Here is a 15335-nt window from a genome sequence, read left to right on the forward strand (position 1 = left end):
ATGAGCACTCGGGACAATGGCGACGACACCCCAGACGATCCTATGACCGGATCGTCGTCTAGCGATCCCTCCATTATTGAGGGCGTCGCAGAGGAAGCTCCCCGCCGCCGTTTTGCCCGCCGCAGTGCCCTCATTACAGACGCGAAGGTCGGCCCCGGCCAGGATCGCCTCCGCCGCGAGAAGCAATACGCTTTTCTCCAGTTCCTCCGCGTGCCCTCCCTCCTGCTCGGCGCGTTCTTCCTCGTCATGCACTGGTACCTCGCCGCGACCATCGCGCTGGCCGTCTCCGTGCCGCTGCCGTGGATTGCGGTCGTGCTCGGCAACGGCCGCGGCCAGAAGCGCGACGAGCGCGAGCGCATGGTCTACCGCCCCGCCCTCGCCCGCCAGCAGCAACAGCACTACGCCCAGCTTGAGCGTGAACGCACCGCCGAGCTGCCCGCCTCCCGCACCATCGACCACGACGACACTCAGTAAAGGCCCGCTATGACCGACTTCTTCGCGCCGCTCAACCCCAAGTTCCCGCTTGCCGATGCCGCCGCGGACCTCGCCGCCGCCTTCGAATCCGCCGGCTTTACCGACGCCGGTCTCTCCGGCCACCTGGGCCCTGAGGTCACCGAGGCCCTCTATCGCGGCGAGTCCGGCCCCGTTCTGCTCGCCACCTCCGGCGGCACGCAGCTCGACGCGCTCATTCGCGCGTTTATCCTCCACGAGCCGCTAACCCCCGCCGAGCTTGCCGATGCCCTCTCTGCACCGCTGGCCACCCGCCTCATCGACGCCGGGGTCACCGTCCCTGCTGCTACCGCCGGGACGCTCCGTATCGCCCTCGACGTACGCCCGCACGTCATCGCGGGCGCCAACCACTGGGTCTTTTCCGACGTGGACGCCACCTTCGTCGACCACGTCCCCGGCCCCGATCACGTGTTGGGCGTCGGTTCGGCCTCGCTCTCCCTCCTCCAGTCGACTCCGCACTCGCCGGTCGAGTCCGTCCTCGACCTCGGCACAGGCTCGGGAGTGCAGCTGCTCGGCCAGCTGGGCAACGCTACGCGGGTTGTCGCCACAGACGTCCATGCGCGCGCCCTCGAGCTCGCCCGTGCCACTGTCGCCGCGGCCGGTGCCACCGAGCGCGTCGATCTCCGCCAGGGCTCCTGGTTCGAGCCTGTCGACGGCGAACGCTTCGACCGGATCGTGGCCAACCCGCCCTTCGTCGTGGGCTTGCCCACCGTGGGCCACGTCTATCGCGACTCCGGCCTCAACCTGGACGGCGCCTCCGAGCTCGTCATCTCCCAGGCCCCAGAGCACCTCAACCCCGGCGGCACCGCCCACCTGCTCGCGGCCTGGGTCCACCAAGGCGACGTCCCCTGGCAGCAGCGCGTCGCGTCCTGGTTGCCCGCCACAGGCGTGGCCGCGTGGATCATCCAGCGCGACGTCGCGGACCCGTCGCTCTACGTCTCGACGTGGCTCAAGGACGAATCCGTGGACCTGCGCTCGGACACCGGCAAGGAGCAGGCGCAGCGCTGGCTTCAGCACTTCCATGCCCACGACGTCACGGGCATCGGCTTCGGCTTCGTTGCTCTGCAGCGCATCGGCGACGACGAACCCTCGGACATTCTGGCGGAGTACATGCCGCAGCCGTTTAACGATCCGCTCGGCCCCGAGGTCGAGGAGTACTTCGCGCGCGTCGCGTGGCTGCGCGGCCTCGTCCCCGGCAAGCTGGAGCGCTCTCACTTCGCGGTGCGCCCGGGCCTCGCCCGCGAGGACGTCGCCCTGCCGGACGAAGCCGGCCAAGGTTTTCACCGCGCCGCACTGCGACTCACCCGTACCGAGGGCCCACGCTGGCAGCACGACGTGGACCAGCACCTCGCCGCCATCGTCGCGGGTCTCAACCCGGAGGGCCTCACACTCGCCGATACCGTCGGCGTCTACGCCGCACTCAACGACTTCGACGAGGACGAGCTCCTCGCCTCTGCCCTGCCTGCCGTCGTGGATCTCGTCCGCCACGGCTTGCTCATACCCACCGACCTGCTCAACGACTAAGGAGTCTTTCTTTCATGCGCGCCGTTCTCACTCGCGTCTCGTCCGCGTCCGTCACCGTCGAAGGCGAGGTGGTCGGCGCTATCGACTGCCCCGAGACCGGCGGGCTGCTCGCACTCGTGGGCGTGGCCCGCGAGGACTGCGACGACGCCAGCACGCTGGCGTCGAAAATTGACAAGATGGCAGACAAGATCTCGGGCCTGCGTATCCTCGACGGCGAGGTTGCCGTCCGCGACGCGGGCGCGCCGGTTCTCCTCGTCTCCCAGTTCACGCTCTACGGCCGCACCGCCAAGGGCCGCCGCCCGTCATGGTCGGACGCCGCGCCTGGCGAAGACGCCGAGCCCGTCATCGAGGCGCTGCGCACCGCGCTCGAGGGCCACGGAGTGCACGTGGAGACAGGCCGCTTCGGTGCCATGATGGAGGTCACCTCCGTCAATCAGGGCCCCTTCACGGTCCTCGTCGAGTGCTAGCCTCGCGGCCCGAGTCTGAATTTCCACTAATTTTTTGTTTTAAATGGATCTCAGGAAACCGCAGGTTACCCCCGGTGAATTACCCCCATTTGTGCGACACTTATCGCAGCAATAATCGGCGGCGGGAACTCATTTCACCTCTCGGCCGTTGAACAATGTGTTACCGGCGAAACCTTATAGGAGGCCACAAACAATGAGCAGCTCTTCCGCAGCCCACACCACCGCAGAAAACGACGGCTTCGCGCCCGACGACGCGGACCGCGGCTCCCGCCGCAATCAGACGAACGATAATCCCTCCGCAGACTTGGTTCGTGTTTATCTCAACGGTATCGGTAAGACGGCGCTGCTCTCGGCCGAAGACGAGGTGGAACTCGCCCAGCGTATTGAGGTTGGTCTCTACGCGGAGCACAAGCTCGCCAACGCCGAGAAGCTCACCCGCGCTGAGAAGCGTGATTTGAAGATCCTCGCCCGCGACGGCAAGAAGGCCCGCTCCCACCTGCTGGAAGCCAACCTCCGTCTCGTCGTCTCGCTCGCGAAGCGTTACACCGGCCGCGGCATGCCGCTCCTCGATCTCATCCAGGAGGGCAACCTCGGCCTTATTCGCGCCATGGAAAAGTTCGACTACTCCAAGGGCTTTAAGTTCTCCACGTACGCCACGTGGTGGATTCGCCAGGCCATTACGCGCGGCATGGCTGACCAGTCGCGCACCATTCGCCTCCCAGTCCACCTCGTCGAACAGGTCAATAAGCTCTCCCGCATCAAGCGCGAGATGTACCAGTCCCTGGGCCGCGAGGCCACGAACGAGGAGCTGTCGGAGGAATCCGGCATTGACGAGTCGAAGATTGAGATGCTCCTGCGCCAGTCCCGCGACCCGGTCTCGCTTGACATGCCGGTCGGCGCGGACGAGGAAGCACCGCTGGGCGACTTCATTGAGGACGCTGAGGCGACCGACGCCGAGTCCGCCGTCGTCGCCGCGATGCGCCACTCTGATATCCGCTCCGTCATCGGCTCTTTGGAGCAGCGCGAGCAGGATGTCATCCGTCTGCGCTACGGCCTGGACGACGGTGTGCCGCGCACCCTCGACCAGATTGGCCGCAAGTTCGGTCTCTCCCGCGAGCGCGTCCGCCAGATCGAGCGCGAGGTGATGGCTAAGCTGCGCGACGGCAACCGCGCCGCCCGCCTGCGCGAGTACGCCCAGTAAACAAGCCCACACTCATTCCGGGCACCACCGCGCCCCTTTCCACCGCTCTCGGCCAGCCGGCCGGGGGCGGTGTCGTATGTCACCTACAGGTTTCGGCGCTTAGTCGCCCACATCCCATAGTCCGCGACTATCAAAAATCGGCAGTTAAGAGTGTTTTCCTGCGCGCGGGACCGTGCTTTTACGCTAAAGTATGGGAGTAAATCACACCGCGCGGCGGCAGGTCGTGGAAATAAAACGGCGTGCTGGCGCGTTGGCGTGGGCGAGTATTTCTTTATTACAGCAGCTGGGGCCGTCGCGCACGTCGGCTCCAGACAGAAAGGCCATACAGCATGCGCGATCTAGTCGATACCACGGAGATGTATCTTCGTACCATCTATGAGCTGGAAGAAGAGGGTATTACTCCCTTGCGCGCCCGCATTGCTGAGCGCCTCGAGCAGTCCGGCCCGACGGTCTCCCAGACGGTCGCCCGCATGGAGCGCGATGGCCTACTGCACGTGCGCAACGACCGCAGCCTCGACCTCACGGCGCAGGGCCGCTCACTGGCCACGGCCGTTATGCGCAAGCACCGTCTCGCTGAGCTCCTGCTCACCGACGTCCTGGGCCTCGACATCCACCAGGTCCACGACGAGGCCTGCCGCTGGGAGCACGTCATGAGCGAGGACGTCGAGCGTCGCCTCGTCAACATCCTGGACGAACCATTCCGCTCCCCGTTCGGCAATCCCATCCCGGCCCTCGACGAGCTGGGCGTGACCCCGCCGTCGCTCGAGGCGGGCGTGCGCGTCATCGATCTTCCGGACAACGAGGAGACGAAGGGCACCATCGAGCAGATCAACGAGATCCTGCAGGTCGATGCCTCCCAGTTCCGTGAGCTCTACGAGGCTGGCATCGTGGTCGGCGCCGCGGTCACCGTGGTCAATGACAACGGCACCGTGACGATGACGACGGACAACGGTGCCACCGTTGAGCTCGTCGACGACCTCGCTCACGCCATTCGCATTCGCACGTAGCGTGCCGAGCCGGTGCTCGCCTTTCGCACCGGCGTCTTCTCCGCGGCCGCGCTCCCTGTGCCGCTCGTTTCGCCCCTCACTGGGCCACACGAGTTTCGCACCGGGACCGCGGCCGCGTTCGCGTCTACAGTGGGAGATTGTTGTATACAGACCAACACTCCTGACTCGACTCGCCTGCCCGCAGCATGTACCGCGGGCATTGCCCCAACCGCCTAATGGAAAGGTCCTATTCATGAAGCTGCTTGTCACCGGCGGTGCCGGTTACGTGGGAAGCGTGTGCGCCGCCGTCCTCGTCGAGGCCGGCCACGACGTCACCATCATTGACAACTTCACCACGGGCAACCGCGAGGCCGTCCCGGCCGCCGCCCGCCTCGTCGAGGGCGACGTGCGTGATAAGGCCGCCGAGGTCCTCGGCGAAGGCGGCTTCGAGGGCGTCGTCCACTTCGCGGCACGCTCGCTTGTCGGCGAGTCCATGGAGGTGCCGGACGAGTACTGGCAGCACAACCTCGTCACCACGCTGGCGCTGCTCGACGCGATGCGCGCCAACGACGTGAAGAACCTCGTCTTCTCGTCCACCGCGGCGACCTACGGCGAGCCCGAGGTCGTGCCGATCACCGAGGACTTGCCTACCAAACCCACGAACACGTACGGCGCGACGAAGCTCTCCATCGACTACGCCATCACGTCCTACGCGAACGCCTACGGCCTGGGCGCGACCTCGCTGCGCTACTTCAACGTTGCGGGCGCTTACGGCGAGATTGGCGAGAACCGCGAAATCGAGACCCATCTCATCCCGCTCGTGCTCCAGGTGGCGCTGGGCCACCGCGACAAGATCTTTATCTTCGGCGATGACTACCCCACCCCGGATGGCACGGCCGTGCGCGACTACATCCACATCCGCGACCTCGCGGACGCACACGTCCTCGCGCTCGAGACGAATACGCCGGGCACGCACCGCATCTACAACCTGGGCTCGGGCGACGGCTACTCCGTCAAGCAGGTCATCGAGGCCTGCCGCGCCGTGACAGGCCACCCCATCCCGGCCGAGCTTGCCCCGCGCCGCGCTGGCGACCCGGCGACGCTCATCGCGTCTTCCGCCAAGATCAAGGAAGAGCTGGGCTGGAACCCGACGCGTACAGAGCTCACCACCATCGTGACCGACGCTTGGAACTTCACGAAGAACCTGGGCGAGCGCGCGCACTCCGCCAAGCGCGTCCGCTAAGCGTCTTCCACACACGAGTCCCGGCGCCGATTACGGTGCCGAGATTTCGTCGTTTCGGGCATGGACACACGTCCGCTAGGCACACAAGGCGCGCTCGCCGTCCTCGTCGAGGCCGAGGCTCGCACGCGCCTTGGCGGATCCGCGCCGGAAGTTCGCCACCATCTTGTCCTGCAGCCCGGCGCGATACCCACGCATAAGCAGGCCCGCGAGGGTGTGCTCCGGGTCTTCCTCGAGGGCGACGGACAACACGGTGCCGGCGACCATCGGCAAGCCGAGCGCGACCTGCGCCATGGCATAGAGCGCCAACGCGTTGGTGCGCGCGGGTCCGTGCACCGTCTGCGCCACGGCGAGCAGCACTCGCGCCGCGCCCTTGGGTTGGTCGCACAGAGCGCTCACGATGAGATCGCGCAACGCGGTGTCGTACAGGATGGTCGCCATGCGGGTGAGCAGGACGGCATCGGCACGCACGGGGTCGTCCTCCGGCGGCTCACCCGTCATATTCGACAGCTCGCTAAAGACCCGCGTCGCCAGCGGCACGATGTCGCGGTCCTCGAAGCGCAGGCGGACGTCCTCGGCCAGGGTGCTGGCCGCCCCGCCGGCTGCCATGGGCACAGGCCGGGCGGGACGGCCTTGGGCGAGCAAGGGGGCATCGGAAGCAGCGGCTCTCACCATGGCTGCGATATCGCGCGGGCCGAAGTGAGGATTGGCCTCGTCGAAGCAGGCGAAGGCCTCGTCACGGGAAATCTCTGGCAGGCGGCCAGCCTCGCGCCAGCGCTCCATGGTGGGCGACGCGGCGATGGAGTCAATGGTGCCCTGTTGCCATTCCGCGGTGTGCGTGAGCGGAATCTCCGCCGGGGCAAAGCACATCTCATAGGGCTGGCCGACGGAAATCTCTGGGGTAAACCAGCAGGCGTCGACGGTGCGGTCAGTGTCGTCGAGGTCAGCAGAGAAGTCGAAGAGGAGATCGGTGAGGTCATGAATGGCGGGGTCGGGGCGGTGGGAAACGATGAAGGCGAAGACGACGTCCGCCCCCGCGGCGACGACGGCGAAGGCCTCAGGCAGTTGGCGCGAGGCCAGCGCGATGTCGAAACGGGCGACGGGCCCTAAGACGAGGCGATTGTCCTCTGAGCTAAAGCCCATGAGGATGATGGAGTCGCTGGGATAAAATCCGAGCGCCCCAGGGATAGAAGCGAGCAGGTAACCAGGTGTAACAGCATCATGTGAAGTAGTCATGCTTTCACTGTGGCGGGTTACTTTACATGGTGTCGAGACCGGCGCGTTCGTGCCTGTGGAAAACGTGGGTGCATTGCCCAATAGAGTGTGCAGTCCCCCGGGGATTATCCACAGATGCACACATTGGTATTGACTCCACAGGAATAGATGGGGCACAACCGGCACGCTTGGCAGGTTTTTCGCGCTAAAATAGTTGGCCACCTACCCCATTGCCGCACCCCTGAAATTTGATTGCGTGCAAGGGAATAACAACGGTGAGGTTCGCTGTTGTGGAGGGTATAGACGCTAGGAGGACACCATGGCGAACGAAGATCGCATGTATGAGCTGGAGTACCCAGCACCGGCGGTGAACGACACCGCGGCCGGCGAGACGGACGGCCCCACCCTTATCGTCGCCCTGCACGGCTACGCGGACGCGGGCCAGGCGGTCGAGCACAGTGCCGACCACCTCAAGGCGGCGCTCGATAACAGACTTATCGCATCCTTTAACGCGGACGAGCTCATCGATTACCGCTCGCGCCGCCCTGCGGTGACGCTCGATAATGACGCACCGATAGAGATTGAGAATCTCGATCTCGATATGCGCGTGCTGCGCGATAACGCGGACAAGGCTTTCCTGCTGCTGTCTGGCCCCGAGCCGGACCTGCGCTGGCAGGCTTTTACCAAGGCCGTCACTGACCTGGTTGATAAGTTCGACGTCAAGCAGACGGTCGCGCTGTATGGCGCGCCCATGCCGGTGCCGCATACGCGCCCCATGGTGATTACGGCCCACGGCAACTCACCGGAGCTCGTGAACCGCATGTTCCGCCTCGACTCCACGATGATGGTCCCGGGTGCGGCGCAGATGTACATCGAACGCGCCCTGGCGAAGGCCGGCCGGAACGTGGCGGGCTACACGGCGCACGTGCCGCACTACCTGGCCAACTCCCCGTACCCGCAGGCGACGCTCGAGCTTCTCGAGTCCGTCGCCTCCGTGACGGGCCTCAAGCTGCCACTGCGCGCCCTGGAGGCCGACGCCGCGCGACTCAACCACCAGATTGAGGAGCAGGTCAACGACTCCGAGGAGATCGCACAGGTCGTGGGCCAGCTGGAGAACCAGTACGACGCCTATATGGAGCGCTACCGCGAGGAGCACCCGCAGGCCATCATGCCGGGCGAGCAGGGCGCGCCTACCGGCGAAGAGCTCTCGGAGGAATTCGAGCGCTTCCTCGACGCCCTGGGCCACGAGAATTCCTGGCGCGACCAGATCCTCACCGCAGACATCAACGACCGCGAGGATAACTTCGGTCGGGACTCTTCGGGCCCGCAAGAGCTGGGTGGTCCTTCTGCCGGAGACTCGGATGCTTCCGATGACTCCGACGATTCGGGCGAAGCCAAGTAACTCGCGTCGGCCTGCCTTGTAGACTGGTGAGTCGTGAATACCGCGACGTTGTCTGACAAGCTGGCCGACCTTGAGGATGTCCCCTCCTCCCTCTTCGACGAGGCGGTGTGGGACACCTTCATCGCGTGGACGAAAGACCGCGGGATTAGCCTCTACCCCGCCCAGGAGGAAGCCTCGTTGGGCATCCTCGCCGGCGACAATGTCATCCTTGCGACACCCACCGGCTCCGGCAAGTCCATGGTCGCCAACGCCGCGCACTTTATTGCGCTCGCCCGCGGCCAGCGCAGCTTCTACACCGCACCCATTAAGGCGCTGGTCTCCGAGAAGTTCTTCGCGCTGTGCGAGATCTTCGGCCCCGATAACGTGGGCATGATGACGGGCGACGCCACCGTCAACGGCAACGCGCCGATTATCGCGGCCACCGCGGAGATCGTCGCCAATATCGCGCTGCGCGACGGCGCGGAGGCCTCTATCGACCAAGTCGTCATGGATGAGTTCCACTACTACTCTGAGCCCGACCGCGGCTGGGCCTGGCAAGTACCGCTCCTGGAACTGCCCAAGGCGCAGTTCCTCCTCATGTCCGCCACACTCGGCGACACGTCGTGGCTCGAGGAGGACCTCACCCAGCGCACCGGCCGCGACACCACGCTCGTTGCCGGGACCACCCGTCCCGTGCCGCTCGACTTCTCTTATGTCTTTACGGGCGTGCAGGACACCATCGAAGAACTCCTCTCCACGGGCAAGGCACCCATCTACGTCGTGCACTTCTCCCAGCGCGAGGCCTCCGAGCGCGCCCAAGCGCTCACCTCCATCGGCACAATCCTCACGCCCGAGGAAAAGGACGCAGTCGCGAAGGAAATCGGTGGTTTCCGCTTTACCACGACCTTCGGCCGGGACCTGTCCAAGCTGCTACGCAAGGGCATTGGCGTCCACCACGCCGGCATGCTGCCCAAGTACCGCCGCCTGGTCGAGCGCCTCGCCCAGCGCGGCTTGCTCAAGATCATCTGTGGCACGGACACCCTGGGCGTGGGTATTAACGTGCCCATCCGCACCGTGCTTATGACGGGCCTGGCCAAGTACGACGGCACCCGCCAGCGCATCTTGAAGTCCCGCGAGTTCCACCAGATCGCCGGCCGCGCCGGACGAGCCGGCTACGACACCGAAGGCACCGTCGTTGTCGAGGCCCCCGAGCACGAAATCGAAAACGCCAAGGCCCGCCGCAAGGCCGGGGACGACCCGGCGCGCCTGAAGAAGCTCAAGAAGAAGTCCGCCCGCGACGGCGAGGTCACCTGGTCAGAGAAAACCTACCTGCGACTCATCGATGCCGAGCCTGAGCAGCTCACCAGCCAGTTCAAGGTCTCCAACTCCATGCTGCTCAATGTCCTTGCCCGCCACGGCGACGGCTACGAGCACATGCGCCACCTCCTGCGTACCAACCACGACACCCGCTCCAAGCAGAACCAGGATATCCTCACGGCGCTGGATCTCTTCCGCGGGCTCGTGCGCACCGGCGTCGTCCAGAAGTCCACCAAGGGCCTCGACATCTACGGTCGCCCCTACCACGTGGTGCGCGAACTCCCCCGCGATTTTGCGCTCAACCAGCCTCTGTCGCCTTTCGCGCTCGCCGCACTGAGCCTGCTCGACCCAGAGTCGGACACCTACACGCTCGACATTATCTCCGTCTTCGAAGCCATCCTCGACGACCCCCGCCAGGTTCTCATCGCCCAGCAGAAGCAGCGCCGCGGCGAGGAGATCGCCCAGCTCAAGGCCGATGGCGTGGACTACACCGAGCGCATGACCATCGTCGAAGACATCACGTGGCCCAAGCCCCTGGAGGAACTCCTCGAGCAGGCCTATGACACGTTTGCTGAGACCAATGCCTGGGTCAAGGAATTCCAGATCGCGCCCAAATCCGTCGTGCGCGACATGCTGGAGAACGCCATGACCTTCTCCGACCTGGTGGCCACCTACGGCCTCGCCCGCAGCGAGGGCGTCATCCTGCGTTACCTCACCGACGCCTGGCGTACCCTCCGCCAATCCGTCCCCGACGAGTACTACACGGACGAGCTTGCCGATGTCGTCGAATGGCTCGGCGAGCTCATCCGCCAGGTCGACTCTTCTCTCGTGGACGAATGGGCTCAGATGGCCGGCGAGGACAACCCCATCTCCCAGGAGGACTTGGACCGCGAGCTCGCCTTCGGCGTCGAGGACCCCACGGCCCTTACCGCCAACCGCCGCGCGTTTACCATCATGGTGCGCAACTACTTCTTCCGCCTCGTCCAGCTCTTCGCCCTGGAGAAGGAAGACCGCCTGGCCGAGCTCCTCGACTATCTTGACGAGGTCCCCGACTTCGGCGCTGTGCTCGACGATTACTTCGACGAGTACGACGACATTGAGACCGGCCCCTCCGCCCGCGGCCCCGAGTTCTTCCGCGTGAACGACCAAGAGACCCGCGCCTGGACCGTCCGCCAAATCATTTGCGATCCCAAGGGCGAGCACGCCTTCCAGTTCGTGGGCACCGTCGACCTCGATGCTTCCGATGCCGCCGGTGAGGTGCGCCTGTCCTCCTTGCGCGTCGAGTACTAGACGTCGAGTCCCAGACGCCCCTCGGCTCCGGCTTGCCTAACGCTGTTCTAACGCTGCGCGAGCGAGGAGAGAACCTCCGGGAACTGCTCCGGGTACTGCGTCAAGATAGACGACAAGATGATGGCGTTGACCGAGGACGTAGTGACCGGAACCAGGCCACCGCCATTCGCGGACAGAGCGAAGTTCGTGGCGTCGCGAATGGCATTCACCGGGAGATCCGGGCTGATGTACATTCCTTCCCAACCCTGGCCAACGAACTCGAGCTTCTTGCCGTGCTGATAACACGGGCCAATGACCCACCGCGTGTGGACGCACACGAGGCCATCGTTGCCCTGCGGCGAGACAATCCGGTTGCCGCCCACGTTCTGGTTCCAGAACGCCGGGTCGCTCGGCGTAAGAAACTTCTCGGTGTCCCACGAGCGCTGAGAGTTGGTCGGCGACCGGTACGGCAGGACGACCTCACCGCTCGTCACTGCGTCGAGCTCCTGCTGGAACTCGCGGTCCAACTGCTCATCCGCGCTCGCCACAGTGGGGCTGACCGCAGCCATTCCTGCAGCGAGGACGGCAGCCACCGCCGCGCGGATCGTGAGGCGGGAGCTGGACTGGAAACGAGACGACATAAAGAGTCCTTTCATCATGCTGGTGTGAGTGTTACCGCTGGGGCTTATATTACTCTTCGGCGCCCCGCGCTACCGTCCCGGCGCCTGGCCCACCGCTTAGCGCTGCGACGACGCTCGAGCCCGTACTCATGGGCATCGTGCTCTCCACGCTCTTCGCATTCCTTATCGTCTCGCCGATTTCCACCGTCGGCATCGCCACCGCCATCTTCATGGAGGGCGTGGCCTCCGGTACGGCGGACCTCGGTGCCGTCGCCACCGGCTTCACGCTGCTCATCATCGGTTGGAAGGCCAATGGCTTTGCGACATCCATCCTCCACGTCCTCGGCTCCCCCAAGGTCCAGATGGCGAATGTCTTTTCGCGCCCCATTACCCTGCTGCCGATTTTAAGCTCTGCGGCCATCCTCGGCGGCATCGACGGCGCCGTGGGCGTTTCCGGCACGCCTATCTCGGCCGGCTTCGGTATTTCCGGCCTCATCGGCCCGCTCGCCGCCCTCAATTACGAAGGTTGGGGCTGGAGCGCTGGCAACGTCATCATCGTCGCCCTCGTCTTTGTCGCCGCCCCCATCGCTCTCGGCTTCCTCTTTACTTTCGTCTACAGCACGCTCCTTGGCAGGGTGAAGCCGGAGCACTACAAGCTGGACTTCGAGTAGAGCTCCGGCACCACGCCGCTGCGAGGAACGCCGTTACCTCAGACGGTGCGCGTCGGCGGCGGCTTCGGCACGCAGCCACTCCCCATAGGCCAGGGCATCTCGATAGGCCTCCCAACGCTCACCACATTCGCGGAAAAGCGGGCACAACGCGCGACGCTCCTGGAGTTCCTCGCCGCGGAAAGCACGGCAAAGCCGTACCCCTAAAATGTCGCGGGGCTCTCGGTTTCCTCAGCCGTGGCGTCGTGCGGGCTGGCAACGGCGGAGCCGTCAGAAGAAAAGGCGGCGATCCCCAAGGCCGCGGCAGCGACCAAACCGCTAAATGCGAGGCGCGACGACGTGCTCATAGACCTTCCTTAACTAAAAGTGGGCAGGATGCGAAGACCTAGTCAATGCAGTTCTCACAACTGCTCTTAATTTAGCGCACAACGCACGCCCGTTCTAGCTCAATCGGAAATGATCTCACCTGTGGATTGTCCCCAAGGATCACAAAAAGGCCCTGCGCTCGTGTGAACGCAAGGCCCAGTGCAAGAGAACTGGAAGCTCCACCGGTTCTAGGAGTGCATGCTCTTAGCGAGCAGCCTCAATCTGAACAGCCTGTGCAACAGCCTGAACGGTGGCAGCCACGCGGATGCCCTCCCAGACCTGCTCCTTGGTCAGGCCCTCCTCCTGGAGGGTCTTGGTGTGAGCAACGAGGCAGTGCTCACAGCCGTTGATGGCGGAGACAACAGTGTTCCACAGCTCGAAGTTGGCCTTCTCAACGCCCGGCTTGGAAATGATGTTCATGCGCAGGCCGAACTTGACCTGAGCGAAGTCATCGCCCAGCCAGCCCTTAGCGCGGTACGCAACGTTATTCATTGCCATGACGGTAGCGGCGCCGAGGGCAGCCTCAATAGCCTCAGCGGACAGGTGCTCCTTGGCCTCTTCCATGATCTCGGAGAGGACGGTGTCGTTGCGGGTGGCAGCGGCCGCGGCGAGGATGGAGCCCCACAGCTGCTCCTCGTCGAGCTCGGTGGAACGAGTGAGGGTGCCCAGGTTCAGCTTCTGGTCCTTGGCGTACTCCGGCAGGGAAGACTTCAGGTTGTCGATAGACATATTCTTTGCTCCTTACAGCGTTTTATAGGTGTTTTTCAATCGATGGTCAAAAGCAAGCCCCGCAGCGTGTGCGAGGCTTGAAAGCTCATGGCCTAATGCCTGAGATGGGCGCAGCCCTAGAGCGAGGACTGGACGACGTCGAGCTTGTTGATGTTCTTGGTCGGGTCGTTAGCTTCCCAGTTGCAGGCGCACACTTCCTCAGACTGCAGAGCGTCGAGGACACGGAGAACCTCGTCAGTGTTACGGCCGACAGCGTCCGGGGTCACGGAGACGAACTGGATGATGCCATCCGGATCGATGATGAAGGTAGCGCGGTCTGCAACGCCGTCAGCGTTTTCGACACCGAGGGCGCGGATGAGGTCGTGGCGGACGTCAGCGAACATCGGGAACGGGATGGACTTAAGCTCCGGGTGGGTTGCACGCCAATTGAAGTGAGCGAACTCGTTGTCGGTGGAACCGCCCAGAACCTGGGTGTCGCGATCCTCAAACTCCTCGTTCAGCTTGCCAAATGCAGCGATCTCAGTCGGGCAGACGAAGGTGAAGTCCTTCGGGTAGAAGAAGACAACCTTCCACTTGCCCTGGTACTTGTCGAGCGAAACCTGCTCGAAGTAATCCTCCGGCTGCTGCGCGTTCACGTCGTGCAGGTCGCCGCCCTTCAGAGCGGTGAGGTCGAACTCCGGGAACTTCTCGCCAACGGTCAAGATAGGCATAGTGTGTGTTACTCCTTAGGGTGCAAACAACTTGAATGGTTTCACTACTGGCCGTTTCCGCAGGCCCCGCTCACAATGACCGGGACTGTGTGGCCAACATGCTCCATTATGCCTAACAAATCGCAGGCTGTCAATAGCTAAACTTATTAAGAAGTGTTAGAGTTATAGGCATGCACAATAAAGAGTATCGTCCCACGCTTGCTCAGCTGCGCACTTTCGTGACGATCGCCGAGAATAAGCACTTCGGCACCGCCGCTACCAAGCTGCAGATTTCCCAGCCTTCCCTCTCCCAGGCGCTCGTCGCGCTCGAGCAAGGCCTTGGCGTCCAACTTATCGAGCGCTCCACCCGCAAAGTGATTGTTACTACAGCGGGGGAGTCTCTCCTCCCTTATGCCAAGGCCACGCTCGAAGCTGCCGATGCCTTCTTAGCCCACGCCCGCGGCGCCAACGGGACCCTCACAGGCCCACTTACCATTGGCATTATTCCTACGATCGCGCCGTATATCCTGCCGGACCTCCTCACTTCCATCGCCGAGCGGTTCCCGGAGCTCGAACCGCGCTTCGTCGAAGAGCAGACGGATAACCTCGTCCAGCGCCTGCGCGACGGCCAGCTCGATGTCGCCATCATGGCGCTGCCTGCGGAGTCGCATGGTCTTGTCGAGGTGCCGCTCTACCACGAGAATTTCCGGGTCGTCACCAATGTCTCGCACCCACTCGCCGGCCGCACCGACCTTGAGCTCAAGCAGCTCGATGACCTCGATCTGCTCCTCCTCGATGACGGGCACTGCCTGCGCGATCAGATTCTCGACCTCTGCCGCACCGCGCACATTAATCCGGCAGAAGCGACGAACGCCGTGACCCGCGCCTCCTCGCTCACGACCATCATGCAGCTCGTCATGGGCAACCTGGGCAGCACGCTCGTCCCCGAGTCCGCGCTCGCCACCGAATGCGGCAACCCGGAGCTCGCCGTGGGCCGTTTCGCCCCCGACGTCGTCGCCGAGCGCACCATCGGCCTCGTCTTCCGTTCCTCGGCCGCGCGCTCCCAGGAATTCGAGGAGCTGGGCGCGCTCGTCACCGCCGCATTCCACAACGCCGTCGAGCGTTCGGCACCGCTCTCCCCTGCCTAAAGCGC

At 64.2% G+C, this 15335-nt stretch carries 14 protein-coding genes and 1 pseudogene; 10 read left to right on the plus strand and 5 right to left on the minus strand.

What is annotated here, in order from left to right; genetic code table 11:
* The 6 genes from HMPREF0307_RS02400 to galE all read left to right on the plus strand — a co-directional run bounded on the left by HMPREF0307_RS02400 (nt 1) and on the right by galE (nt 5931).
* Nucleotides 1-474 carry a DUF3099 domain-containing protein gene (locus HMPREF0307_RS02400; protein WP_230384119.1) on the plus strand — a complete coding sequence of 158 codons (474 nt, stop codon included), beginning with the start codon at nt 1-3 and terminating at the stop codon, nt 472-474.
* Nucleotides 475-483: 9 nt separating this feature from the next.
* On the plus strand, nt 484-2034 hold the full coding sequence (locus HMPREF0307_RS02405; RefSeq protein WP_066486458.1) for a DUF7782 domain-containing protein: 1551 nt from the start codon (nt 484-486) through the stop codon (nt 2032-2034).
* A gap of 14 nt (nt 2035-2048) precedes the next feature.
* On the plus strand, nt 2049-2501 hold the full coding sequence (gene dtd / locus HMPREF0307_RS02410) for a D-aminoacyl-tRNA deacylase (RefSeq protein WP_066486460.1): 453 nt from the start codon (nt 2049-2051) through the stop codon (nt 2499-2501).
* A 193-nt stretch (nt 2502-2694) separates the two neighbouring features.
* Nucleotides 2695-3702 (plus strand): sigma-70 family RNA polymerase sigma factor, encoded by a 1008-nt coding sequence (locus HMPREF0307_RS02415; RefSeq protein WP_066486463.1) that lies wholly within the window; start codon nt 2695-2697, stop codon nt 3700-3702.
* Nucleotides 3703-4031: 329 nt separating this feature from the next.
* Nucleotides 4032-4709: a metal-dependent transcriptional regulator gene (locus HMPREF0307_RS02420; protein WP_066486468.1), complete on the plus strand. Its 678-nt coding sequence runs from the start codon at nt 4032-4034 to the stop codon at nt 4707-4709.
* A 232-nt stretch (nt 4710-4941) separates the two neighbouring features.
* On the plus strand, nt 4942-5931 hold the full coding sequence (gene galE, locus HMPREF0307_RS02425; RefSeq protein WP_066486471.1) for a UDP-glucose 4-epimerase GalE: 990 nt from the start codon (nt 4942-4944) through the stop codon (nt 5929-5931).
* Nucleotides 5932-6006: 75 nt separating this feature from the next.
* Here the strand turns inward: galE and HMPREF0307_RS02430 are convergent, their stop codons facing one another.
* Nucleotides 6007-7164, minus strand: coding sequence for a DUF4192 domain-containing protein (locus HMPREF0307_RS02430; RefSeq protein ID WP_082723188.1), 1158 nt, complete (start codon nt 7162-7164; stop codon nt 6007-6009).
* A 298-nt stretch (nt 7165-7462) separates the two neighbouring features.
* Between HMPREF0307_RS02430 and HMPREF0307_RS02435 the strand changes: the two genes are divergently transcribed.
* A complete protein-coding gene (locus tag HMPREF0307_RS02435; RefSeq protein ID WP_066486475.1) occupies nt 7463-8545 on the plus strand; it encodes a PAC2 family protein in 1083 nt (360 codons plus the stop codon).
* Nucleotides 8546-8578: 33 nt separating this feature from the next.
* Nucleotides 8579-11131 (plus strand): DEAD/DEAH box helicase, encoded by a 2553-nt coding sequence (locus HMPREF0307_RS02440; protein ID WP_066486477.1) that lies wholly within the window; start codon nt 8579-8581, stop codon nt 11129-11131.
* 47 nt (nt 11132-11178) lie between these two features.
* Here HMPREF0307_RS02440 and HMPREF0307_RS02445 read toward each other — a convergent pair whose 3' ends face one another.
* Entirely contained in the window at nt 11179-11751 is a 573-nt protein-coding gene (locus HMPREF0307_RS02445) for a hypothetical protein (protein ID WP_066486479.1), read from the minus strand.
* Nucleotides 11752-11837: 86 nt separating this feature from the next.
* On the opposite strand from HMPREF0307_RS02445, the pseudogene HMPREF0307_RS02450 reads away from it, so the two are divergent.
* Nucleotides 11838-12401: pseudogene (locus HMPREF0307_RS02450) on the plus strand (PTS sugar transporter subunit IIC); the annotation flags it as partial.
* Between the two features lie 200 nt (nt 12402-12601).
* Here the strand turns inward: HMPREF0307_RS02450 and HMPREF0307_RS12810 are convergent.
* From HMPREF0307_RS12810 to HMPREF0307_RS02460, 3 genes are all read right to left on the minus strand, one after another.
* On the minus strand, nt 12602-12745 hold the full coding sequence (locus HMPREF0307_RS12810; protein ID WP_154666913.1) for a hypothetical protein: 144 nt from the start codon (nt 12743-12745) through the stop codon (nt 12602-12604).
* Between the two features lie 223 nt (nt 12746-12968).
* The gene (locus HMPREF0307_RS02455; protein ID WP_066486484.1) at nt 12969-13493 is read right to left on the minus strand and encodes an alkylhydroperoxidase, AhpD family; all 525 of its coding nucleotides are present in this window, start codon (nt 13491-13493) and stop codon (nt 12969-12971) included.
* A gap of 116 nt (nt 13494-13609) precedes the next feature.
* Nucleotides 13610-14203 carry a peroxiredoxin gene (locus HMPREF0307_RS02460; RefSeq protein ID WP_066486487.1) on the minus strand — a complete coding sequence of 198 codons (594 nt, stop codon included), beginning with the start codon at nt 14201-14203 and terminating at the stop codon, nt 13610-13612.
* 170 nt (nt 14204-14373) lie between these two features.
* Here HMPREF0307_RS02460 and HMPREF0307_RS02465 point away from each other — a divergent pair, with 170 nt between their 5' ends.
* Nucleotides 14374-15330, plus strand: a complete 957-nt coding sequence (locus HMPREF0307_RS02465; RefSeq protein ID WP_066486490.1) for a hydrogen peroxide-inducible genes activator — start codon at nt 14374-14376, stop codon at nt 15328-15330.
* Nucleotides 15331-15335: the final 5 nt, after the last annotated feature.

It is taken from the genome of Corynebacterium sp. DNF00584 (genome assembly GCF_001552965.1).
Taxonomy (GTDB): Bacteria; Actinomycetota; Actinomycetes; order Mycobacteriales; family Mycobacteriaceae; genus Corynebacterium; species Corynebacterium phoceense.

What these genes read in the sequence shown, in the direction of transcription:
- galE (WP_066486471.1), top strand. Translation starts at nt 4,942, where the DNA reads ATGAAGCTGCTTGTCACCGGCGGTGCCGGTTACGTGGGAAGCGTGTGC.
- HMPREF0307_RS02445 (WP_066486479.1), bottom strand. Translation starts at nt 11,751, where the DNA reads ATGTCGTCTCGTTTCCAGTCCAGCTCCCGCCTCACGATCCGCGCGGCG.
- HMPREF0307_RS02415 (WP_066486463.1), top strand. Translation starts at nt 2,695, where the DNA reads ATGAGCAGCTCTTCCGCAGCCCACACCACCGCAGAAAACGACGGCTTC.
- HMPREF0307_RS02420 (WP_066486468.1), top strand. Translation starts at nt 4,032, where the DNA reads ATGCGCGATCTAGTCGATACCACGGAGATGTATCTTCGTACCATCTAT.
- HMPREF0307_RS02465 (WP_066486490.1), top strand. Translation starts at nt 14,374, where the DNA reads ATGCACAATAAAGAGTATCGTCCCACGCTTGCTCAGCTGCGCACTTTC.
- HMPREF0307_RS12810 (WP_154666913.1), bottom strand. Translation starts at nt 12,745, where the DNA reads ATGAGCACGTCGTCGCGCCTCGCATTTAGCGGTTTGGTCGCTGCCGCG.
- HMPREF0307_RS02400 (WP_230384119.1), top strand. Translation starts at nt 1, where the DNA reads ATGAGCACTCGGGACAATGGCGACGACACCCCAGACGATCCTATGACC.
- HMPREF0307_RS02435 (WP_066486475.1), top strand. Translation starts at nt 7,463, where the DNA reads ATGGCGAACGAAGATCGCATGTATGAGCTGGAGTACCCAGCACCGGCG.
- dtd (WP_066486460.1), top strand. Translation starts at nt 2,049, where the DNA reads ATGCGCGCCGTTCTCACTCGCGTCTCGTCCGCGTCCGTCACCGTCGAA.
- HMPREF0307_RS02455 (WP_066486484.1), bottom strand. Translation starts at nt 13,493, where the DNA reads ATGTCTATCGACAACCTGAAGTCTTCCCTGCCGGAGTACGCCAAGGAC.
- HMPREF0307_RS02430 (WP_082723188.1), bottom strand. Translation starts at nt 7,164, where the DNA reads ATGACTACTTCACATGATGCTGTTACACCTGGTTACCTGCTCGCTTCT.
- HMPREF0307_RS02460 (WP_066486487.1), bottom strand. Translation starts at nt 14,203, where the DNA reads ATGCCTATCTTGACCGTTGGCGAGAAGTTCCCGGAGTTCGACCTCACC.
- HMPREF0307_RS02405 (WP_066486458.1), top strand. Translation starts at nt 484, where the DNA reads ATGACCGACTTCTTCGCGCCGCTCAACCCCAAGTTCCCGCTTGCCGAT.